The sequence below is a fragment of the Planctobacterium sp. AWH2_060 genome (assembly GCF_056158425.1).
Window position 1 is genome coordinate 30,142 of the sequence record NZ_JBSWTG010000001.1, and the last position, 22,303, is coordinate 52,444.

The 22,303-nt window shown below is 46.0% G+C and carries 20 protein-coding genes; 15 read left to right on the forward strand and 5 right to left on the reverse strand.

The genetic code is table 11. The features are described 5' to 3' along the window. The first annotated feature begins 11 nt into the window (after positions 1-11). Positions 12-1,748 (forward strand): arginine--tRNA ligase, encoded by a 1,737-nt coding sequence (gene argS, locus ACXAD8_RS00140; RefSeq protein WP_475223815.1) that lies wholly within the window; start codon positions 12-14, stop codon positions 1,746-1,748. Positions 1,749-2,199: 451 nt separating this feature from the next. Here the strand turns inward: argS and ACXAD8_RS00145 are convergent, their stop codons facing one another. Then, positions 2,200-2,856 carry a LiaF domain-containing protein gene (locus ACXAD8_RS00145; RefSeq protein ID WP_475223817.1) on the reverse strand — a complete coding sequence of 219 codons (657 nt, stop codon included), beginning with the start codon at positions 2,854-2,856 and terminating at the stop codon, positions 2,200-2,202. A 734-nt stretch (positions 2,857-3,590) separates the two neighbouring features. Here ACXAD8_RS00145 and ACXAD8_RS00150 point away from each other — a divergent pair. From ACXAD8_RS00150 to ACXAD8_RS00160, 3 genes are all read left to right on the forward strand, one after another. Then, positions 3,591-4,706 (forward strand): ISAs1 family transposase, encoded by a 1,116-nt coding sequence (locus ACXAD8_RS00150; RefSeq protein ID WP_475223818.1) that lies wholly within the window; start codon positions 3,591-3,593, stop codon positions 4,704-4,706. Positions 4,707-4,772: 66 nt separating this feature from the next. Next, positions 4,773-5,636, forward strand: a complete 864-nt coding sequence (locus tag ACXAD8_RS00155) for a TolB-like translocation protein (protein ID WP_475223820.1) — start codon at positions 4,773-4,775, stop codon at positions 5,634-5,636. Between the two features lie 295 nt (positions 5,637-5,931). After that, the gene (locus tag ACXAD8_RS00160; protein WP_475223822.1) at positions 5,932-6,837 is read left to right on the forward strand and encodes a TolB family protein; all 906 of its coding nucleotides are present in this window, start codon (positions 5,932-5,934) and stop codon (positions 6,835-6,837) included. Positions 6,838-6,940: 103 nt separating this feature from the next. On the opposite strand, the gene ACXAD8_RS00165 is transcribed toward ACXAD8_RS00160, so the two are convergent. From ACXAD8_RS00165 to ygfZ, 3 genes are all read right to left on the reverse strand, one after another. Beyond that, entirely contained in the window at positions 6,941-10,276 is a 3,336-nt protein-coding gene (locus tag ACXAD8_RS00165) for an amidohydrolase family protein (protein WP_475223824.1), read from the reverse strand. Between the two features lie 127 nt (positions 10,277-10,403). After that, on the reverse strand, positions 10,404-10,889 hold the full coding sequence (locus ACXAD8_RS00170) for an FKBP-type peptidyl-prolyl cis-trans isomerase (RefSeq protein WP_475223826.1): 486 nt from the start codon (positions 10,887-10,889) through the stop codon (positions 10,404-10,406). A 22-nt stretch (positions 10,890-10,911) separates the two neighbouring features. Next, on the reverse strand, positions 10,912-11,826 hold the full coding sequence (ygfZ, locus tag ACXAD8_RS00175; protein WP_475223828.1) for a tRNA-modifying protein YgfZ: 915 nt from the start codon (positions 11,824-11,826) through the stop codon (positions 10,912-10,914). A gap of 121 nt (positions 11,827-11,947) precedes the next feature. Here ygfZ and ACXAD8_RS00180 point away from each other — a divergent pair, with 121 nt between their 5' ends. From ACXAD8_RS00180 to ACXAD8_RS00195, 4 genes are all read left to right on the forward strand, one after another. After that, positions 11,948-12,202: an FAD assembly factor SdhE gene (locus tag ACXAD8_RS00180; protein ID WP_475223830.1), complete on the forward strand. Its 255-nt coding sequence runs from the start codon at positions 11,948-11,950 to the stop codon at positions 12,200-12,202. Next, complete coding sequence (locus tag ACXAD8_RS00185; protein WP_475223832.1) at positions 12,189-12,611, forward strand: protein YgfX; 423 nt, start codon at positions 12,189-12,191, stop codon at positions 12,609-12,611. Before ACXAD8_RS00180 ends, ACXAD8_RS00185 begins: the two co-directional genes overlap by 14 nt. Before the next feature lie 4 nt (positions 12,612-12,615). Continuing rightward, on the forward strand, positions 12,616-13,488 hold the full coding sequence (locus tag ACXAD8_RS00190; RefSeq protein WP_475223834.1) for a MaoC family dehydratase: 873 nt from the start codon (positions 12,616-12,618) through the stop codon (positions 13,486-13,488). A 140-nt stretch (positions 13,489-13,628) separates the two neighbouring features. Beyond that, complete coding sequence (locus tag ACXAD8_RS00195) at positions 13,629-13,880, forward strand: hypothetical protein (RefSeq protein WP_475223836.1); 252 nt, start codon at positions 13,629-13,631, stop codon at positions 13,878-13,880. Between the two features lie 104 nt (positions 13,881-13,984). Here the strand turns inward: ACXAD8_RS00195 and nadB are convergent, their stop codons facing one another. After that, a complete protein-coding gene (gene nadB / locus ACXAD8_RS00200) occupies positions 13,985-15,598 on the reverse strand; it encodes an L-aspartate oxidase (protein ID WP_475223838.1) in 1,614 nt (537 codons plus the stop codon). A gap of 302 nt (positions 15,599-15,900) precedes the next feature. On the opposite strand from nadB, the gene rpoE reads away from it, so the two are divergent. From rpoE to rnc, 7 genes are all read left to right on the forward strand, one after another. Beyond that, positions 15,901-16,482: an RNA polymerase sigma factor RpoE gene (gene rpoE / locus ACXAD8_RS00205; RefSeq protein WP_475223839.1), complete on the forward strand. Its 582-nt coding sequence runs from the start codon at positions 15,901-15,903 to the stop codon at positions 16,480-16,482. A 79-nt stretch (positions 16,483-16,561) separates the two neighbouring features. After that, complete coding sequence (locus tag ACXAD8_RS00210; protein ID WP_475223841.1) at positions 16,562-17,167, forward strand: sigma-E factor negative regulatory protein; 606 nt, start codon at positions 16,562-16,564, stop codon at positions 17,165-17,167. A gap of 87 nt (positions 17,168-17,254) precedes the next feature. Next, positions 17,255-18,238, forward strand: coding sequence for a MucB/RseB C-terminal domain-containing protein (locus tag ACXAD8_RS00215; RefSeq protein WP_475223843.1), 984 nt, complete (start codon positions 17,255-17,257; stop codon positions 18,236-18,238). A gap of 12 nt (positions 18,239-18,250) precedes the next feature. Beyond that, positions 18,251-18,721 carry a SoxR reducing system RseC family protein gene (locus ACXAD8_RS00220; RefSeq protein ID WP_475223845.1) on the forward strand — a complete coding sequence of 157 codons (471 nt, stop codon included), beginning with the start codon at positions 18,251-18,253 and terminating at the stop codon, positions 18,719-18,721. Positions 18,722-18,910: 189 nt separating this feature from the next. Next, positions 18,911-20,707: a translation elongation factor 4 gene (lepA, locus tag ACXAD8_RS00225; RefSeq protein ID WP_475223847.1), complete on the forward strand. Its 1,797-nt coding sequence runs from the start codon at positions 18,911-18,913 to the stop codon at positions 20,705-20,707. Then, positions 20,708-21,622 (forward strand): signal peptidase I, encoded by a 915-nt coding sequence (gene lepB / locus ACXAD8_RS00230; RefSeq protein WP_475223849.1) that lies wholly within the window; start codon positions 20,708-20,710, stop codon positions 21,620-21,622. After that, a complete protein-coding gene (gene rnc, locus ACXAD8_RS00235) occupies positions 21,623-22,303 on the forward strand; it encodes a ribonuclease III (protein ID WP_475223850.1) in 681 nt (226 codons plus the stop codon).

Consider the following 22,303-nt stretch of genomic DNA (forward strand, 5'->3'; position numbering starts at 1 on the left):
TGAGTGAACAAATGAATATTCAACAACAACTTTTAGCCCGTTTTAAAGCTGCGCTTGCTGCCATTGGCGCGCCAGAAGACGCACCTGCGCCGTTAACTCAAAGTACCCGCGCCGGATTTGGTCACTATCAGTTTAATGGCGCTATGGCGCTGGCCAAAAGCCTGAAACAAAAGCCTCGTGATATCGCTCAGTCTATCGTGGATGCAGTAGACCTTGCTGGCATTGCTCAAAAGCTGGAAATAGCCGGTCCTGGTTTTATTAACATTCATTTAAGCCCGGATTTTATTGCCAGCCGCGTCTCCAGCATCAACAACGAAGCAAAACTCGGTGTTGCATTACCTGAGTCCCAGAAAGTGGTAGTGGATTATTCTTCTCCTAACCTGGCGAAAGAAATGCACGTAGGTCACCTGCGTTCAACGATTATCGGTGATGCCGTGGTGCGCGCTTTGGAGTTTTTAGGCCACACAGTGATCCGTCAAAACCACATGGGTGACTGGGGAACGCAATTTGGTATGTTGCTGGCGCACTTCAGTGATAAGTTGCAAGACAACCAAATGGCTGAAACCGCACTGTCAGATTTGGAAGATTTTTATCGCGAAGCCAAAGTGCGTTTTGATGAAGAAGAGGGTTTTGCAGATCGCGCTCGCTCTCAGGTTGTAAAGCTGCAAAGTGGCGATGACCAATGTATGGCGTTGTGGCAACAGTTCATCGATATCTCTATCGCGCACAGTGAAGAGGTGTATCACAAACTGGGTGTTACGCTAAGTCGCGACGATGTTATGGGCGAGAGTGCCTACAACGATCAACTGGCTGATGTGGTTAGTAAACTGAAAGCGCAGGGGCTGGCGGTTGACGACCAGGGCGCTGTTGTGGTGTTTATTGAAGAGCTGGCCGATAAGGAAGGCAACCCTGCGGTTTATATCGTACAAAAATCCGGTGGTGGTTATTTATATTCCACTACGGATCTGGCTGCTATGCGTTATCGCTCATTTGATTTAGGCGCAGATCGCAACCTGATTTTCACTGATGCCAGACAGGCACTACACTTTAAGCAAACCGAAATCGTGGGACGCAAAGCGGGCTTTAGCCGTCCGGAAACCACTTATGAGCACTGCCCATTTGGCATGATGCTGGGCCAGGACGGTAAGCCGTTCAAAACCCGTACCGGTGGCACTATTAAATTAGCTGACTTGCTGGATGAAGCCATTGAGCGTGCCGAAAAGCTGGTGGCTGAACGCGATTCTGATCTGACTGCAGATGAGTGTAAAGACATTGCTGCCAAAATCGGTATCGGCGCGGTTAAGTATGCTGATCTGAGTAAAAACCGTACCACCGACTACATTTTTAACTGGGACACCATGCTCAGTTTTGAAGGGAATACTGCACCATACCTGCAATATGCCTACACCCGTATTGTCAGTATATTCAGAAAAGCCGGTATCGAGCTGCAAACGATTTCTGCCCCGGTAAATCTGCAGGCAGAGCAAGAGCTGGCATTGGCATTAAAGCTGGGTCAGTTCGTTGAAGCACTGGACCAGGTTGTATCAGAAGCCACTCCTCATGTTCTGTGTACCTATTTGTATGAGTTGGCTAGCTTGTTTATGTCCTTCTATGAAGCGTGTCCTATGCTTAAATCTGATGTGGCAGAAGAGGTGAAGATGAGTCGTTTGATGTTAGCAGCCGCTACCGCAAAGACCATTGCAACCGGCCTGGATTTGCTGGGTATAGAAACCCTGGATAAGATGTAAACATCATCGAATTTGCTTGTAAAAACCCGGTTCTTTTAACCGGGTTTTTTAGTATTGGAAAGTTGATTGTAGGTTGGAATTTATTCCAACAGCAATACCAAATCCAACCCCGTTGGTCGTTTTTTCGACGCCGTAGACAGATTCAACAACTGCCGTCTGACTGAAGCCCAACCTACATGGGTCTGGCGACTTTTCATAATTCGCGGGACTTAAACAAAAGTGATCTGATGTAGTTTTCTCTTAGAGTTTCTAAAGGTATCTGAATTTCTAAAGGTGACACCCACCTTTAATTTGGCTCAAAAGCACTCGATGCTGAGTTCGAAGTCCGGACAAATCTGGCCCTTTTTGCGAAATATGCTAAAAGGGCAGAGACAACCAGAAGATTGGCAACAACAATGTTTTTGCGAATGTGAACCTAATGTTGCATTTGTGATTAAGGCCACAAAAAATCTTACCAGCGATGTTCCTTGCCAAACGCTGTTTTCATTTGATTGGCAAAGGCAATAAACTTCTCTTTGATTGTTTTTCTAACTTCAATAGTAGAGCCGCCAAAAAGAGCGAAGCCAGTTATGGTAATGGTTGGAGCGTTTCTGTTTGCAACGGAAGGCGCCTTATTATCAATTCCCCCCATTAAGCAGAAAATTTTGCAAACTACATTGACGTTTTCTGGCACATAAATGGTGTCGCCGCCCATTATGGCGATGGAGTTGATGGTAACTTTGGGGGTGCTGAATTGGGCGTCAGTAAAATCAATCGTCGAGCCCCCCATGATACTCACAATATTAAGTTTTTTAGGAACGGCCCATTGCCCACTTCGATCACTTCCGCCCATGACATTGATAATCCAATCTTCATCTTCAGTTGCTTCATGGCAATAGTTAACATTAAAACGTTCTTCTCTTTGTTGCTTAATCAGGTTATCCGGAGCGGCGTCTAAGTCTTCAATTTCCTTCATCATCTCGGTGTTGCTGCTGGCATCAATGACAGCGTCGAGTCTGCGCTCAAATGCTTCATTCGAAAAAACTCCTCTACTGTAGTTGTAAATCAGAACATCAATTACTTCCTCTTTGACCTGTTCTCTTGGTCTATCTTCTAGTATTACCGGCATGATCTTCTCCCAAAAACCCAAATTACAAACAGTCGTTAAACCCAAATGCGAATAACAAGCATATGATGTGCCACCATAAAAAATCCATATATTTCATACTTTTATAAAAAATGCTGGATGCATGGATTAACTAAATTGAGTATTAGTTAGCGGAAATAACAATAATTTAGTTAAAAGAAACATGGATTTTAGGGGGCGGCAAAAGTTCTGACAATCAGAGTCATCTTAAGTTTGGTACTAAGGCACTCGAAGCTAAGTACAAAGTCTGGACAAATCTGGCCCTTTTCACGAGATAGGCTGAATCGGCAGGCTCTGCGCTTGAGGCTTCTGTTGTTTCCGTCTAAGGCTATCGGGGGAAGGGGAGTTTTCCTTCGAAGTAGCAATATCGAGGCACTATCTAAATTCCATCTCTGTTTAGATCGAGAAAGAAATTTTCGTTTTATACGTATTTTTGAATAAATCCACATCACAAACTCGGTATTCGTTTACTAGTTTTTTATCCATCACGCGAAGAGCTGAATATGCCCACTCCAAATACACACTAGCGCGCACAAAGCCTGTAACTCACCTCAATTTATCGTATAACCAACTGATTTTCATTTAACTCTATCGATCTGCCTGTAGTGCACGGTGAGATCGCGAACATAAATTGAGCAGTTGAGTCTGTTTTCGTTTATGTTCCTGGACCTGTTCATATCATTGTGATCTTATACTCCCTTTTGGGAGCCAGTTTGATGAATATTGATGTTTTCGCTGACCATTTTTCCGATGTCACCGATCCCCGCCAGTCTGCTAAAGTGACCTATCCTTTGTACGATGTTTTGTTCTTATCCATTTGCGGTGTTATTACCGGATGCGAAGGCTGGGAAGACATTGAGGATTTTGGTCATGCCAGACTAAACTGGTTGCAGGGGTTGGGTTTATTCAGGGAAGGGTTGCCTGTTCATGACACCATTGCACGTATCATTTCCAGTATTGAGCCGGAACAGTTACAACGTAGCTTTATTGGCTGGATGCAAAAGGTTAATACCCTGACCGATGGTGAAGTCGTTGCCATAGACGGAAAAACACTGCGTAGCTCTTATAACAGAGAGAACCGCCAGTCCGCGATCCATATGGTGAGTGCGTTTGCGACAGCAAATGGCGTTGTGATGGGGCAAATAAAGACGGACACCAAATCCAATGAGATCACCGCTATCCCCGAATTACTTAACCTGCTGGATATTAAAGGTTGTCTTATTACGATTGATGCAATGGGTTGTCAAAAAGCCATAGCGAAGACCATCGTTAACAAGGGCGCTGAATATCTTTTGGCGGTTAAGGGCAATCAAAAAAAGCTTTACGATGCATTAAAGCTGGCGTTTCGCGGAGTTGGTTCTGAATCACTTAAGATAGAAAAGGGTCATGGGCGTATTGAAGCCAGAGAATATCATGTTCTTGATGCTTCTGAATTATCGGAGGATTTTTCTCAATGGACAGGATTAAAAAGCATGGGTATGGCTGTCAGGTATCAGCATAATGACGAAAAACCATCATTGGAATATCGTTACTACATTAGCTCAGCAGCATTGACTACAGAGCAGTTTGCCAAAGCAGTGCGAGGTCACTGGGGAATAGAATCCAGCCTGCATTGGGTTTTAGATACGGCCATGAAAGAGGACGATTGCCAGATATTCAGAGGTAATGGTGCAGAAAACCTGGCTCGTCTGAGACACATAGCCAAAAACATGATTAAGGCAGATAAAAGCAGAAAAGCCAGTGTTCGTCGAAAAACACGCATGGCCCTGATGGAAGAAAGGTATCTGGAAACCGTATTTTTAGCGGGCTGCAACGAGATGGTTAATAAATGAACGCTCATGCTCTCGCCGTGGCCTGTAGTGTACTGATGGTCAAATTAAAATAAAAATGGATGCATAATGAAAACACTTGGGACATCAATTTTACTTCTTCTTGCAGGTATGACATTTAGTCATGAGAGTTATTGCGAGGATTCAACTTCTGTTTTAGGAGGCCCCTATGTAGGGCAAACACCACCGGGTTTAACGCCAAAACGGTTCGCTCCTGCTGTTCCCTCTGATGAATATCGTGATTGGGGAGGAAGCTTTACTCCAGATATGACGCAGTACTACTTTGGCAGACGTATGCTGGAAACTGGCGAAAACAAGCGCTTTGTGTTTACTGCCAAAAACAATAAGTGGACCCTTTCTGAAGTGGATTTCCATATGGGTAAGTCGATTTCACCTGATGGGAACACCATGTTTTCAGGATTCCGCTATCTGCAACGCACAGCAGATGGCTGGTCAGAATTGCAAAGCCTGGGCCCTGCCTTTGAAGCGTTCCGTATTATGCGTTTGACTGCCTCAAGCAATGACACTTATGTGTTCGATGAGATGAGCCGAAGCGGTGATGGCCAGATTCGCTATTCTCGCCTGGTGGATGGTAAGCGCGAAGAGCCTAAACCATTTGGCAAACAGATTAACTCTGGAAAATGGACTGCTCATCCTTTTATTGCCCCGGATGAATCTTACCTGATGTGGGACAGTGAACGGGAAGGTGGTTTTGGTTCCAGTGACATGTATGTCAGCTTTCGTAAACCTGATGGTTCCTGGGGAGAGGCCATTAACCTGGGGCCGGAAATTAACACCGAAGGTGAAGACGGAGGGGCAAATGTCACCCCTGATGGTAAATATTTGTTTTTTTGTCGCCGCTGTAAGATGCCTGATTTGGAAATCATGTGGGTGGACGCACAAGTTATTGAGAATCTCAGACCAGAGTATTGAGCTATAACGCTTTCGAAACTCAAACAATGACACCTATCTTATAAACTTCGCTCACCTTAAAGAGCAGGAGCACAATATAGATTGGATTGCATTGGATTCTACAAAACAGAAAATTATGAAATGTCCTAAAAGACAACGGCATCGCTTTCCTTTTTATTCAGACCAGTAGCGTGTTTTTCACGTCAGGTAGCAGAGACTTTTTGGGTTCGAACAATTTAAACTCTTCGCTTAATTTAACAGTAATAGTTTTGATTTCTTAGCTGTCAAAACTAATGCTGGTTTCGTAAGGACTAAAATGAACAAAATTTTCAAATTTGACCACCGTGACCACAGTTTTTTGAGGTTAGTGGCTTTGTCGTTTTTATTTGTCTCCCAGGCTCAAGCATCAGAGGCTGATTCTTACGCCCTTATTTACTCGTCTTTTGAAGGAAAAAGTCGTGAGATTTTTTCTACTGATATTGCTGGAAAAAAGAGAACCAAATTAGCCAGTTACACATTGTCAGATGGTTACCCGGTTGTTTCGCCTGATGGAAGCAAGTTCGCTTTCTATGGAAAATATGATGGCTACAAAACCTGGTCTATTCATACGGCCAATATTGACGGCAATAATGTTGTTAGGCTAACTACAGATAAAAACGTATGGGATGCTGCCCCTTCGTGGTCGCCAGACGGCCGACATATTCTGTTCTCGAGAAACAAAAAAAGCCAGGGTGGTAGTACACACGAAGAGATTTGGATTATGAATGCCGATGGAAGTGAGCAAAAACAAATTAAGGGGCTGAGCGGGGGAGGAGCGTCTTTCATGCCTGATGGGAGAATAGTTTTTCACTCTAAAACCGGAGCCAGTGAAATAAGCATAGCAAATCGAGATGGAAGCAATATCATAACACTGACAAACAATGATGCTGAAGATTGGCATCCGGAGGTTTCCCCTGATGGAAAACACGTTGCTTTTATGTCAGACAGAGATGGCAATAGAGAAATTTATGTAATGGATATTGATGGGGAAAATGAAAGGCGTTTGACCAATAATGAATTGTCTGATTGGGATCCTGTATGGTCTCCTGACGGCGCGAAAATAGCTTTTGTCTCTGATAATGTTGAAGGTTTATATGATATCCATATTATCAATGTCGATGGTTCCGGTTTATACCAAGTTGTTAAAAACGGCTCACAGCCCTCCTGGATAAATGCAGAATAAAACCTGAAGATTGGCATAAAGGTGTTGCCAACTTCGATGCGAGTATAAAAAAATCCAGCTCTGGGAACTGGATTTTTGTTTAGTAAGCTTTCTTAAATTGGGCTTAATGCACCCAATGATGACGTTCTGATTTGGCTTCGATGGCGGCTCTGGTGGCTTCCGGCATAAAGGCTTCATTATCATCTTCAAAGAAGAATTTATTGCGTTTACCTTTTTTGCCAAACTCACTCATGGTGGCCGCATCAAAAACCCGACCATTAATGATGGTGTATTGCACCATTTCACTCAGGCGGATATCACTCAGTACATCACCTTCAATGACCACTAGATCCGCCAGTTTTCCGGTTTCGATACTGCCGATATCCTTATCCATACCCAGGTGCTTTGCACCGTCAATTGTCGCACCGCGCAAGGCTTCCCAGGCACTGAATCCACCTTGGTTCATGATCCACATTTCCCAGTGAGCTGCCAGACCTTCGCGCTGACCGTGGGCACCGATATGCACACCCACACCGTTATCGCGTAGCTCTTTGGCATATTCGGCGACAGCTACATGGTTATATTGATTATCCGGTGCTGTTGGACGACGGATTGAGCGCTCATCCAGCAAATAGCTGGGGGTGTAACGCAACAGGCGCGGGTTTTTCCAGACTTCAGTGCGATCGTAGAAGTACTCTTCCCCCATCATGCCGCCATACGACACCACAAAGGTGGGGGTATAACCAAATTTAGTGGCAGACCAAAGCTGGGTCAGGTCAGAGTATCCACGGGCAATAGGTAACGAGTGCTCAAGTCCGGTATGACCATCTATCATCATGCTGAGGTTTTGCTGCAATTTACCGCCGCCTTCAGGCACCACCATCATGCCCAGCTCCTGTGCTGCCGCCAGTATCTGCTGACGCTGAGAGCGGGCTGGCTGGTTGTAACTCTTTACTGAAATTGCACCTACGTCTTTTAAACGCTGAAGATGGAACAGGGCATCTTCGTAGTTGTTGACTATGGCTTTGTATCCCAGCGCTTCTGCGCCATACAAGATAGTGCCAGTAGAGTAGATTCTGGGGGCGACGATTTTACCGGCTTTTTGCAATTCGGAAGCCGCGAAAATTTCAGTCGTGTCGTTGGATGGATCGTGAATAGTGGTTACACCAAAGGCCAACAGCGAGTACATTTCCCAGTTTTGCTGTGGAATGATTTCTTCACTGCCCTGACTGCCATGGGCGTGGGCATCAATCAGACCAGGAATAATGGTTTTTCCCTTTGCGTTCAGTTGCAAAGCGTTTTTAGGAATAATGACATCGGCTTCTGCGCCCACCGCCACAATGCGGTTATCTTTGATAAGGACCGTGGCGTTTTCTAAAACCTCTTTTTGATTGTCGGCATTGCGCATGGTGACAACGGTGCCACCAACCAGTGCTACATGACCATTGGGTTTGTAGCTGCTTTGCGACATGGATAAATTGGTTTTGCTGGCTTGTTCTTCGCCGCTTAACTCTGCATCTGTCAGGAAGTCAAAAGAGCTGTCCAGGCTGCGCTCGTAGTACCAGGGACCGTGAAACCAGCCCACAGCATCACTTTTTGATGACCAGGATAAATACTCACCGGCTTCCTTAGAAATTTGTTTCACCGGAATATCTTTGGTACCCGCGTTAATACTCAGGCGCATTCCAATATCAGCGAATGCTGCCACATAAGGCTTATATTGCTGAGTAAAGGCCACCCATTTTTTATCCGGTGACAGACGGTATTCCAGGATGTTATCTGCACCGTACAGGTGTTCTTTTTTATCTTCGCCATCAAGGTTGACACTCACCAACTGACGTTCCGGATAATCGGTGCCAGCGACAGACTCGGTGAAATACACTCTGCTATTATCGCCTGCAAAGTGCGGGTTGCTACCGGACTTGCTGACACGTTTGCTGCTGTTGGCAGCAATATCATGCACATAGATGCCCGGTTCCACCGACCATTGTGGTGATAACAGATAGCCACCGGTGAACTTGCGATAGGTCACTAACTTATCGTCAGTACTGAAGCTGGGTTCAACATAGTGACCTGGGTATTGAGTAATGACTTTACTGCGCCCGCCAGTGGCAGGTACAGTGCGCACCGACCCTAATTCAAGGTCATTCCAGGTGGTGTAAACGATGGTTTTGCCGTCATGAGAGTAGCGAGGATAGAACTCATCGTGACTGTCCTGGTCCGTCAGGCGCTTGGTTTTACCTGAGGCGATGTCTTTAACATAGAGTTTGCCCAGTGCCTGAAACAAAATGCTTTTGCCATCCGGTGACTTTTGCGACCAGCGGTGCATCTTGGTTTCAAATTGCTCTGGCGCCACATCCACATCAAAGCGAATGCCGTCAGCGTATTGCAATGTGGCATCAACGCTTACCGGAATGGTTTCTAATGCTTGATCTTTAATGTTGATTTTATGGAATTTTCCACCGGTCCAGAATACCAGCGATTTGCTGTCAGGCATCCAGTCGTAATAGGCAAAATAGCCCTCAGAACCAAACCCTTCCTGCATATCGCGCTCCAGATTCAAAAACAATGGGGTTTCGGAGCCATCTTTGTTGTTTTTCAGGAATAGGCCGGTTTTGTTTTTAACGCGGCGAATAAAGGCCACATATTTGCCATCCGGAGAGGGCGTTGGTACGACGGCGCCACCGGTGCCGGAAATATAGGTTTCAGTTTCCCCTTTTTCCAGGTCGTAGCGCTTGATAGCAAAAATACCTTTAAGCGGGTCGCGGTTATATGAGAAGCCGTGACCACCCACGGTGTTTTGCGTGAAATACAGGTATTTGCCATCCGGTGAAAAGGCCGGATCGGAAATGTTGTTCTGTTCTTTGTTGCCATTGGCACGCTTAACAACAGGCAGACCTTTGCCACCCGAGTAGTGATACAACCAGATTTCTCCGGCTGGAATACTACGGGAAGACATGATGCCTTTCATCACAGCGATATACTGGCCATCCGGACTCCACTTAGGGGAGTGCAGGATATTGGCGTCTTCGTTGCTAAGCTTTTTAAGATCTGTACCATCAATATTCATGGTCCACAGATTGGAAATTCCGCCGCGATCGGAAATAAATGCCACTTTTTTACCGTCAGGAGAAACGCTGGGTTGAATATTCCAGGCAAAATCCTGAGTCAGGCTGGTGGCATTACCGCCCTGAATATCTGATATATAGATATCGCCCAACATATCGAATACAAAGCGTTTGCCATCCGGAGTCACATCCAGACTGGACCAGGTGACTTCGTCTGTTTTGACATTGGTTTGTTGTAATTCAAAGGGGGGATTTAATACGTCCCATTCCTTGCTCTCTTCCGCTGCTGTAGCGGCGACTTGTTCCTGTGCGACTGTCGTTAAAGGCGCTAAACCAATGCCCAGTAATAAGGGCAGTGATCGCAGGATCCGGTTTTTCATTATTTTTCGCATTTTGTTGTTCCGGTTTGTTTTTATGTTGATAAAGGCAATCTCATATTAACCTGGATTTAGCCGGGGCTAATATGAAAAAACCGCATTAAATGATGCGGCTTTTATACTCATTATTGCACTGTGTGGATTAGTGCTGGTGTCCGCAGCCACCTTCTCCGTGAACATGGCCATGCTCCAGTTCTTCGGCAGTGGCTTCTCTGACTGATACTATTTCAACTGAGAAAGACAGGTCCTGACCTGCTAATGGATGGTTGCCATCGATAATAACGCCTTCGTCAGTAACATCAATGACCATTACCGATTGCTCACCCTGGTCTGTGGTGGCTCTGAATTGCAGGCCTGGAGCTACTTCCATACCTTCGAACATCGTTTTTGGCACTACCTGAACCAGTGCGTCGTGTCTCTCGCCATAAGCGTCTGCAGCCACAACTGCGACATCGAATTTTTCACCGGCGGTTTTGCCAATTAAAGCATCTTCCAGACCCGGAATTAAAAAGCCCATACCGTGGATAAAGACTAATGGCTCGCCATCAAAAGAACTGTCCAGCTCAGTGCCGTCACTGGTGGAAACTAGATAATGCATGGTAACTACATGATTGTTTTCAATATTCATTGTGATCCTATAAGGATAAATCCTATTCGACTGAATAGGGGAGTGAGTGGATGCTGAGTCTGGAATCTGGCATAGACTTAAATCTCAACACGGCGTCATGTTCAATATCATTTGGCAATACGGCAAATACCCAGGTAGTGCCGCCTTGCTCGCTGCTGACTATATTAGCAATTGTGCCGGCTCGTCGCCAATTTTCTCCCAATTGCATCTCAATTGTGTCGTCTTGCGGCACCTTATCCGTTAATTGGCCCTGCAATATATAACCGGCGCGTTTATTCTTGCCAAGGTACTTCGCTCTGGCGACAGTTTCCTGGCCCATGTAACAGCCCTTGGTAAAACTGATAGCGTCCAGTGCCTGCAAATTCAGCATTTGCGGAATGTATTCAGCGCTGACATTACCCAACAAATGAGGAATGCCCGCCTGAATATCGGCCACTAGCCAGTCTTGTTCCGTGCCTTGGTGGCTTTCTTCTGGCAGTGATTTAGACGTCAGACAGATAAACCTTTCACTGTTATCGGGCAGTTTAAAAACAAGGTTGTCCTTGCTGCGGGTAAGCTGCATTTTTTCTGCTGGAATTTGCTCGGCAATACCAACGCTGCTCAGTTGCTTAGCTCCTTCTGCATCGAGGCCGTAGAGCTGAATCTCGTCGCTAATATCTGTGATGTCCAGTTTGGCGAAAACCGCAAACTTTTTGAATGCTGCCAGACTGGCCTGCAGGCTTTGTGTAAATCCAATCAATAAATAGGCGTCATCTTGAGCTAACAGATAAAAGCTGCTGATCACTTTTCCTTTGGAATCACACTGACAACTAAACTGAACACTGTCCTCGGTGAGTTTACTGATATCACTGGTGATCTGACCCTGAAGATAGGTTTTTGCCTCTGGCCCTTCAAATTTTAAAACGCCGAATGTGCTGAGTGGAATCAATGTCGCCATAATGCCTTAATCTGAAATTGTTCTTTCTGGCGATCATATATTGGGATGATGTATTAACATGCAAGCATTTCCTGACGTTAATTGTTAGAATCCCGCCAGTGGTTATTAGATATTGAATAGTATGGAATTTGAAAAGAAACGATTTTCCCGTCTGAAGTGGGCCTGTCGCCGAGGCATGTTGGAACTTGATGTCTTATTTATGCCCTTTGCTGACGAGGCTTTTGAAGAATTAAGCTACCAGGACAAAGAACTGTTTGAACGTTTATTAACCTGTGATGATCCCGATTTATATGCCTGGTTTATGGGCCATCAGAGCTGTGATGACCCTGAACTGGCGCGTATGGTGAGTATTATTCTGAACCGTGTCAAAGTTTAGGATACAGGTTTGTGACTCCCGTTACCGGCGTTATTTGCATGTAACGGTTTTACTGTTGTTAGTGGCTTCTGTCTGGAGCTGGAAGCCCGATATTTTTGTGTATCAACAGTGGATACAGGGATTATTTACCTTGTGTCTGGGCCTTTATTTTTGGCCAAAACTCAGTCATAAAGGCGATGAGCAGATTTTACAACTTGAAGAAGATGGACGGCTCATCTGGTTGCAACCTCAATCTGACATCAGCTGGCGCATATCATCTCGCTCCCGATTTAATGGCTGGTGGCATTGGTTGGTTTTGGAGAGCTCCATGGCTTCATCCCGTCAGCATATCATGTTGTTCAAAGACAGCGTCAGTGAAACCGACTGGCGACACCTCTGTCGCATAGTTAATCATCTCATCAGGAAATAACGGCGTGTCGCAAAATAATTCTTTGTTAATTCCGCCGACCTTAAATCGCTTTCGGCTGCTCACCAGTTTATTTAAGGGCAATCCGGTAACTGATGTTAGCACTCTCAGTGCCAGTGAATCTCTGACTGCTCGACTGCAACCAGAGCAAACTAAAATTGCTCTGTTTAATCAGGTAGTTGGCTGGCAATCGCGGCATTTTTTAGCGCCTACCTGGCTGCAAGTGGCTGCGATGCCTATGTACCTGAATCTCTTGTCCGATCAGCAATTTCCTTTTTCGCCTCTGGGATTGGTGCATGTTGAAAATAGTGTGACATTACATCAACCTTTACCCGTGAATCAGGTGTACCAATTGCAGTGTCGTTTGGACAATTATCGACAACACCCCAAAGGTGTACTGTTTGATATTGTATTGGAGGCACAGTCAAACAATGAATTGGTTTATCAGGGCAAGGCTAGCAATTTGGTGGTTCAGTCTGCGCAAAAGGGAAAAGCAGCAAAGCAAAAGGTAGCAGAAAGCGACACCGCTGCTGGCTCGCTCATGACAAACACTGAATGGCATCTGATATCTTCGGCGGGGCGTGAGTATGCTGCGGCCTCGGGGGACTATAACCCTATTCATCTGTTTCCTTTGGCAGCTAAACTTTTTGGTTTTCGTCGTCACATTGCTCACGGTATGTTGTTAAAAGCCAGGGCCTTGAGTACATTACTAAAAGATAACGACAGTGACCCGGTGGTGGCAAATATAGCCTTTCGTAAACCGGTGTTTTTACCTGCGAATATCGCATTGTGTTCAGAAACTAGTACTAATCGCTCTGTATTCAGATTAATCAGTGGCGATAGTGTGCATGCTTTTGGGGATTTACAGATTACCTCTTGATTAACAGGGGGGCAGTCACGCAGAGGAGCCCCTATATTATTTATTCCGACGCCGTCGTGAAATTCGACCTGCATTGTTCGAATAAATTCGAACTTACAAGAATGCCTGAACCCATCTTGCTGCTGAAAAATTAATCAGTCATGGTGGTTTTGCCCAGAGGCTCTTTACATGGATTCTGGAATGATTCAGAGCAAGCTGCAAAATTATTGCTGGTGGTATCGCCCGGTAAATTCGCGTCGTTTTTTGATAGTGTTGTGGCTGAGATAAGAAAGCAAAACCCAGAAAGGCCTGATTTGGTGGGAGCCATCATTGCTAAAGAAGCGGCAAAGTATGGCGTTGAAATTCACCCGGATAAAATACCTCAAGCGGCATTAGCCTTAATGCCCAAATAACGATTTTGGTCTGGTAAGACGGAATTTCTTCAACGTCGTTGATTAATCCGACAAATTGCCGGTTTCAACCACCGTTGCCCGGCAGAAACCGGGCACCAAAATGCTTAATTCAGATATTCCGGCAATAGCCCCGGCGTTAAAACTGTTGGCATCGCTTCAGGTAACGCGTCCGGCCAATCCACGTTATAGTGCAGGCCACGGCTTTCTTTGCGGGCAAGAGCACAGTGCACCATTAATTCTGCCACAGTCACCAGATTGCGCAGCTCTAACTGATTATTGCTGACCCGGAAGTTGGCATAATATTCCTGAATTTCCTGTTGTAACAACTGTATGCGGCGCAGTGCCCGTTCGAGTCGTTTGTCGGTGCGCACTATTCCCATGTAATCCCACATAAACAACCGCAATTCGTGCCAGTTGTGCTGAATCACTACCTCTTCGTCGGAGTCACACACCTGGCTTTCATCCCAGGCCTGAATCGGTTCGTCAGGCAGACTGATTTGTTTTTGCGCCATGATCGATTGCGCCGCAGCCCAGGCAAATACCACACACTCCAGCAGAGAATTACTGGCCATGCGATTAGCACCGTGCAAGCCGGTATAGGCCACTTCACCAATGGCATAAACATTATCCAGATCAGTTTTGGCATTCAGGTCGGTCATGACGCCGCCACAACTATAGTGAGCAGCGGGAACCACCGGAATCGCTTGTTTGGTGATATCTATGCCCAAAGAACGGCATTTTTGATAAATAGTGGGGAAGTGCTTAATAACAAAGTCAGCCGGTTTGTGACTGATGTCCAGGTACATGCAATCGGCACCCAGGCGTTTCATTTCAAAGTCGATGGCACGGGCTACAATATCCCGAGGTGCCAGTTCCAGACGCTCGTCGAATTTGTGCATAAAGCGAGTGCCGTCTTTATGGCATAACCAGGCGCCTTCGCCGCGCAGTGCTTCAGTGATCAAAAAGTTCTTGGCCTCTGGATGATATAAACAAGTAGGGTGGAATTGGTTAAATTCCATATTCGCCACCCGACAACCGGCACGCCAGGCCATGGCAATGCCATCACCGCTGGCAATATCCGGGTTAGAAGTGTACTGATAAACCTTGCTGGCACCGCCGGTGGCCAATACCACAAAGCGACTTTTGATCACTTCAACCTTCTCCGCATTGCGGTTCCAGACGTAAGCACCCAAAACCCGTTGACTGTTTTGCTTGCTTTTAATCAGATCTACGACGTTAAAGCGTTCCATCACCTCAATATTGGGATGCTCTTTAACTTGTTGCCCCAGCGTTTTTTGAATGGCTTTGCCTGTGGCATCGGCGGCATGCAAAATACGGCGATGAGAATGGCCGCCTTCCCGGGTCAGATGAAAACGGGTATTGCCCTGCGAATCTTCTTCCTGGTCGAACGGGACACCGGTATTAATCAGCCATTCCATACACTCTCTGGCGTGTTCTGCGGTGTAGCGCACGGTGTTTTCGTCACACAAACCACCACCGGCAATCATGGTGTCCTGAATGTGAGATTCGATGCTGTCATTTTCGTCAAATACGGCGGCAACGCCACCCTGGGCATACTTAGTGGAGCCTTCAGATAATTTACTTTTGCTGACAAGAATGATGTTCAGATCTTCGCTGAGCTTTAATGCCAGACTCAGACCCGCAGCACCACTGCCCACGATTAACACATCACAACTGTATTGACTGGTTTCGCTCATATACCCGAAACAACTCTTTTAAGAAAAATCACGAAATACTAACATCTTACAAGTTAAACAGACAAAAATAACAATTTTTCAGTTAAAGCCCGGGAAGGAGCACTGTTTCTCGCTTATAAAACTTGTAGAATACCTTTTTTAACCCAATTTAATGGCTGTCAGCCTTTAATGGGGATGATTTTTCAGGTTTTTTCAAATTTTTTTAAAATGTTTCGAACTTTTTTATTTCATCGCAGTCTACTTAAGTGCTTGTTGGAGCCAACAGCGAGTAACGGAAAGAGTAGTTAGGAGACCGGGCTCTAATGAGTGAGCAGTTAACAGACCAAGAGTTGGTTGAAAGAGTCCAGCGTGGAGACAAGAATGCGTTTAATTTGTTGGTTCAGAAATACCAGCATAAAGTCGTCAATCTGGTCTCCAGATATGTGAAGAATTCCGGCGATGTTGCGGATGTGGCACAAGAAGCCTTTATCAAAGCCTACAGAGCCATCCCTGGATTCCGGGGAGAAAGCGCGTTTTATACGTGGCTGTATCGCATCGCAGTAAACAGCGCCAAGAATTATTTAGTGGCGCAGGGGCGTAAACCGCCTGCAAATGATGTTGACGCAGAGGAAGCAGACTTTTACGATGGCAGTGACGCCTTGAGAGAGAATTCAACCCCTGAGCGGGAAATGCTCTCTGACGAAATTAAACGGATTTTATTTAGTACGGTAGAACAATTGCCAGAAGATTTAAAAATGGCAATTACCTTAAGAGAAATTGAAGGCATGAGCTACGAGGAAATCGCCAGCGTAATGCAGTGTCCGGTTGGAACAGTGCGGTCGCGAATTTTCCGGGCTCGTGAGGCAATAGATAAGGAAATTCAGCCACTACTTGATGCTCATTAGAGTATGTGTGGCGGAATTGTGCGACTGAATAAAAAAGCGCAGTGGAATATCGGAAGCAAAATAAAAGCGAAGAGGCAATATGACGCAGTCTAAAATTGAAAATTTATCTGCACTGGTGGATGGCGAGCAAACTGACAGCAAGTTGCTGGACGAGTTGGCAAGCGATGCAGAATTAGCATCCCGGTGGCAGAGTTACCATCTTATTAAAGATGGTTTGCGAGGCGAGTTGCCAGATTCCCTGAATCTGAATATCGCTGACGCTGTGGCTGAAGCAATCGAAAAAGAGCCAGCAATAGTTGCTCCTACACTAAAAACCCAAAAAGACAGAAAGTCACCGATTTGGGGAAATGTTGTGCCTTTATTCCGTCAGGGTGGGCAATTTGCCATAGCGGCCTCCGTGGCTGTGGCCGTTATTTTGGGTTATCAACAATTTAATCAAACCACGCAAGATTCAGATCTAAATATCGCCCCGGTTAAGGCTATTTCGGGTATTCCCAGTGGTATGTCACCGGTAAGCTTGTCTCAGGACAGGGCGGTACCTAAGGCTGATGTTGCTGAGCAGCGTCGTAAGCTGAATGCGTTACTGGCAGATCACCAACAACGCATGATGTTGAAAACGGCAGAAGACGAAAAAGTTACTGATACAGATAAAGAGAAAGACAGCAAGGAGCTGGAACAGAAATAAGGTTTCTGTAGTCAACGCTTGCTGCTTCCGAATATACTATAAGGCCGATATTGTCGGCCTTTTTTATTTTTACTCCCTGGAGAATCAATGTTAATTCGAGTTTTGTTGGTGCTGTCCCTGCTGATTTCTTTGCCATCCATGGCCTTTCAGGGGAGAGTGATAGACGGGGTAAGTTACCCGGCCAACAGCGCTGAAGTCTGGCTGCAAAAGTTTCGTGATGCCTTACACAATCTCAATTTTACCCTGTCATTTGTGGTGACTCGGGGCAATGCTGAAACCCGTCCCTATATCTGGCGACACGGCATTGTCGATGGCGTCTCCATGGAACACCTGAGTCAGTTAAATGGGCCCGGCAGTGAAATCTTCCGCATCGGCGATAAGGTTAGTTTCTTCGAGCCGAACAGTGTTGCTTTCAGCTTGCAGAGTAGTCATATCAATGGTCCGGTGCCTCTGACTTTTTTTGAATCTCCGATTAAACTGGCAGAGGCCTACAGTTTTGTGGTGGTGGGACGCACCCGTGTATCGGGCCGCGCTGCGCAGCAAATACGCATAGTCAGTGAAGATGGCAGCCGTTATAACACCACTATTTGGTTGGATCAGGAAACTGGCTTATTGCTAAAAATGGACGTGAACAATGCCCAGGGGGATTTACTGGAGCAATTACAGGTTACTTCACTGGACGTGACCGAAGAGCCTGACGAGTACTTTGAGAAAATCGAGCAATCACGTTTGCCGGAAGTCTCCAATTTACCGGAAAATCCCGATTTACAATTTTCTTGGCAACTGAACTTTATTCCAAAAGGCATGGAGATCATTCAAAAGGATCGCCGTCGTCTGGTTTCTTCGCGGGAAGTGGTGGAGTATCTGATGCTAAGTGATGGGCTGGTGGATGTCTCTGTATATATCAGCAAGGATGATGGTACGGTAAAAGAAGGCGGTTGGCTGTTCCACGGCTCTGACACTCTGTTGTCTATCACAAATGGCAACATCATGGTGACGGTAATTGGTAAAATTCCACCTGAAACCGCCAATATGATTGCCTCTTCTGTCGGACCGGTGCGTTCCTCGTAACAGGGTGTCACTATGCAGGAAGAAATCGCGCGGGTTGTTAGTTATCAAAATGGAATCGCTGAGGTATCCACAAAGATTCAGAATACCTGTGATCATTGTGAACAAAGCAGTCATTGTGGCACCGGGTTACTGGCCCGCTATTTAGCGCCAAAGCCGGAAAACCTAAAACTCCATACCCAATTGCCATTGCAACCCGGACAACAGGTAAAAATCGGTTTGCCTGAGTCACTGGTATTAAAACTGGCGTTTGCTATCTATGTGATGCCTATATTGATTCTGGTGCTGAGTGCTACCCTGCTCACCGCTGTGTTGCCCGGCCTGAGTGAAATCGTATTGGTGCTGCTATGCGCTATTACCTGTGTCGGCTGGTTTGCATTTTTGCGTCTGGCGATTAGTACACGGCGCTTTGAACTCACAGAGCCTGAGATAATTCAGGTGTACGAAGCGGATGAAACCCCGGTGAAATTCATCGCTACCCCCTGAAATCTTGGATTTGTTCAATTTTGACACGATTTTTAACGCTTTATTTGCGGTTAAGTTCGCTTTCCTGAGCGGAAATTAGTAAAATCGCCGCCTGAAAAAATCCATATTGACTTTTTCCGGGTTGAGATTGTCAAAATTATTGCGTGATTCCCCGGAAACCGACGTTTTTTGTAGGTAGTATTTTATTCAATGCAGCTAAAGCATATTCGTAACTTTTCGATCATTGCCCATATCGACCACGGCAAATCCACATTATCCGACCGTCTGATCCAACATTGTGGCGGCCTTACCGAGCGCGAAATGGCGGCTCAGGTACTGGACTCAATGGACCTGGAAAGAGAGCGCGGCATTACCATTAAAGCGCAAAGTGTAACTTTGAATTACACGGCTCAGGACGGTGAAACTTATCAGTTGAACTTCATCGACACTCCAGGACACGTGGACTTTACTTATGAAGTGTCTCGTTCATTGGCAGCTTGTGAAGGTGCCTTGCTGGTGGTGGATGCCGGACAGGGCGTAGAAGCGCAAACTCTGGCTAATTGTTACACTGCCATTGAGATGGATATGGAAGTGGTACCGGTTTTAAATAAAATCGATTTACCGCAAGCCGACCCCGAACGAGTCGCCAAAGAAATTGAAGATATCGTCGGCATCGAAGCCATGAACGCGGTTCGCTGCTCAGCAAAAACCGGCATCGGCATCGACGAAGTTTTGGAAGTTATTGTTAACCAAATTCCGCCGCCGGAAGGCGACGTTGATAGCCCACTAAAAGCACTGATTATTGATTCCTGGTTTGATAACTATCAGGGCGTTGTGTCTTTGATTCGGGTTGTCAGTGGTGAGCTGAAAAAAGGCGATAAAATTAAGATTATGTCTAACGGTCAGGTGCACCAGTTAGACAGAGTGGGTATCTTTACGCCAAAAGCCACAGACACCGATGTGTTAAGAACCGGCGAAGTAGGGTTTGTTGTAGCCGGTATTAAGGAGATTCACGGTGCGCCAGTGGGCGATACCATTACCCTGGCAAAGAATCCTGCTGACAAAGCGTTACCGGGTTTTAAAAAGGTAAAACCTCAGGTTTACGCCGGTGTATTCCCTATCAGTTCTGATGATTATGAAGATTTTCGCGATGCGTTGGCAAAGCTGAGCCTGAATGATGCGTCTTTGTACTATGAACCAGAAAGCTCCACCGCTTTGGGCTTTGGTTTCCGTATTGGTTTCCTGGGCATGTTGCATATGGAAATCGTTCAGGAACGACTGGAGCGTGAATACGATCTGGACCTGATCACCACTGCGCCAACGGTAATCTACGAAGTAGAGACCACCAAAGGCGAGATATTGCAGGTGGATAATCCGTCTAAATTGCCTGCAGTGAACGATATTCAAAGCATCCGCGAGCCTATCGTAGAGGCCAACATCTTAGTGCCACAAGAGTATCTGGGTAACGTGATTACCTTGTGTGTGGAAAAACGCGGTATGCAAACCAACATGGTGTACCACGGTAATCAGGTTGCGGTTACTTATGATTTGCCCATGGCAGAAGTAGTGCTGGACTTCTTTGATCGTTTGAAATCAACCAGCCGAGGTTTCGCCTCACTGGATTACAACTTCAAACGCTTCCAGGAAGCAGACATGGTGCGCCTGGATATTCTGGTAAACGCTGAACGTGTTGATGCTTTAGCGATTATCACTCACAAAGAAAATGCCCAATATCGCGGACGTGATCTGGTGGACAAGCTGAAAGAGCTGATCCCAAGACAGATGTTCGACATTGCCATTCAGGCGGCGATCGGCAACCACATTGTGGCCAGAAGTACGGTTAAACAGTTACGTAAAAACGTAACAGCTAAATGTTACGGCGGTGACGTCAGCCGTAAGAAGAAGCTGTTGCAGAAACAAAAAGAAGGGAAGAAGCGTATGAAGCAGGTAGGTAATGTTGAGCTGCCGCAGGATGCCTTCCTGGCGGTATTAAAGGTTGATAGTTAGATGGCGAATTACTTTTCCATATTCCTGGTGATACTCACGGTAGCCAGTGGACTGATTTGGTTGGCGGATGCCCTATTGTGGGCACCAAAGCGCAAAGAAAAAGTGGCTATTGCTCGGGCAAACACCAGCAACGCCATCGACGATGAAACCTTAAAGCAAATCGCGCCTATTCCTTCGGTGGTTGATACTGCTCAGCAGATATTTCCGGTGATTGCTTTTGTTTTGGTATTGCGCTCGTTCTTGTATGAACCCTTTCAAATCCCTTCAGGCTCCATGATGCCAACGCTGTTAGTGGGCGATTTCATCCTGGTGGAAAAGTTTACTTATGGTCTGAAAGATCCGGTAGCCAGAAAGCAGTTTTATGATGTAGGCACACCTGAGCGCGGTGACGTTGTGGTGTTCAAATACCCGGAAGATCCCATGGTGGATTATATTAAGCGGGTAGTGGCACTGCCGGGCGATCGCGTGGTGTATCGCAACAAACGCGTTTATATCCAGCAAGCTTGCGCCGATGGCGAAGTTTGTACTTTGAAACCTGTGGATCTAAAGTTTGAGAATAACAGTGAATTTGAGTTTCACTTTAGTCGTTTAAATAAGTTCAGTGAAACCATTGATGGCAAGACACACCAGATCCTGCAAAACCCGGATCGTCCGTCAATGGAAATGGCTTATTACGACCAGGCGGGAACAGCCATTAATGAATGGATTGTGCCCCAAGGACATTATTTTGTACTAGGTGATAATCGCGACAACAGCCGTGATAGCCGTTTCTGGGGCTTTGTGCCTGAAGAGAACCTGGTAGGTAAAGCGGTGGCGATTTGGATTAGTTTTGAGTTCGAGCGTGAGGAAGGCAGTTGGTTACCTGGTTTTGTGCCTACTGGCGTAAGATTTGAAAGGATAGGTGGAATTCAGTAAATGGATGATATCCGTTTTAATCAACTGACAAAAAGAATTGGTTATCAGTTTAAAGATCGCGGTTTGTTGGTGCAGGCGTTGACGCACAGAAGTGCCGCCAATGAACACAATGAGCGGTTAGAGTACCTGGGTGATTCCATTTTAGGCTTTATCGTTGCGAAATACCTGTACAACCGCTTCCCTGAGCAGCCAGAAGGTAAATTAACCCGAATGCGCTCTACGCTGGTTAAGGGGGAAACCCTGGCTAATATTGCCCGCCAAATGGAGTTGGGAGAAGTGATCCTGTTAGGTCCTGGCGAGCTAAAAAGCGGTGGCTTTTCGCGAGATTCTATTTTGTCAGACGCTGTTGAAGCACTGATCGGTGCCATATACCTGGAGTCCGGAATGCAGCAGTCTGAAGAAGTGGTGTTGAAATGGTTGGAGAAAAAGCTGGAGAAGCTGGATCCTAATTATCACCCCAAAGACAACAAAACCCGATTGCAGGAATATCTGCAGGCCAAACATATGCCGTTGCCGGAATACGAAGTTACTCAGATAAAAGGCAAATCCCACAATCAGCGCTTTTTTGTCAGCTGTAAGGTAGAGGAATTGAATTATCTGGTAGAAGGCGAGGGAGCCAGCAGACGTAAAGCCGAGCAAGACGCAGCTCAAAAAGTCATCAGGAAGCTCGAAATTGAATGA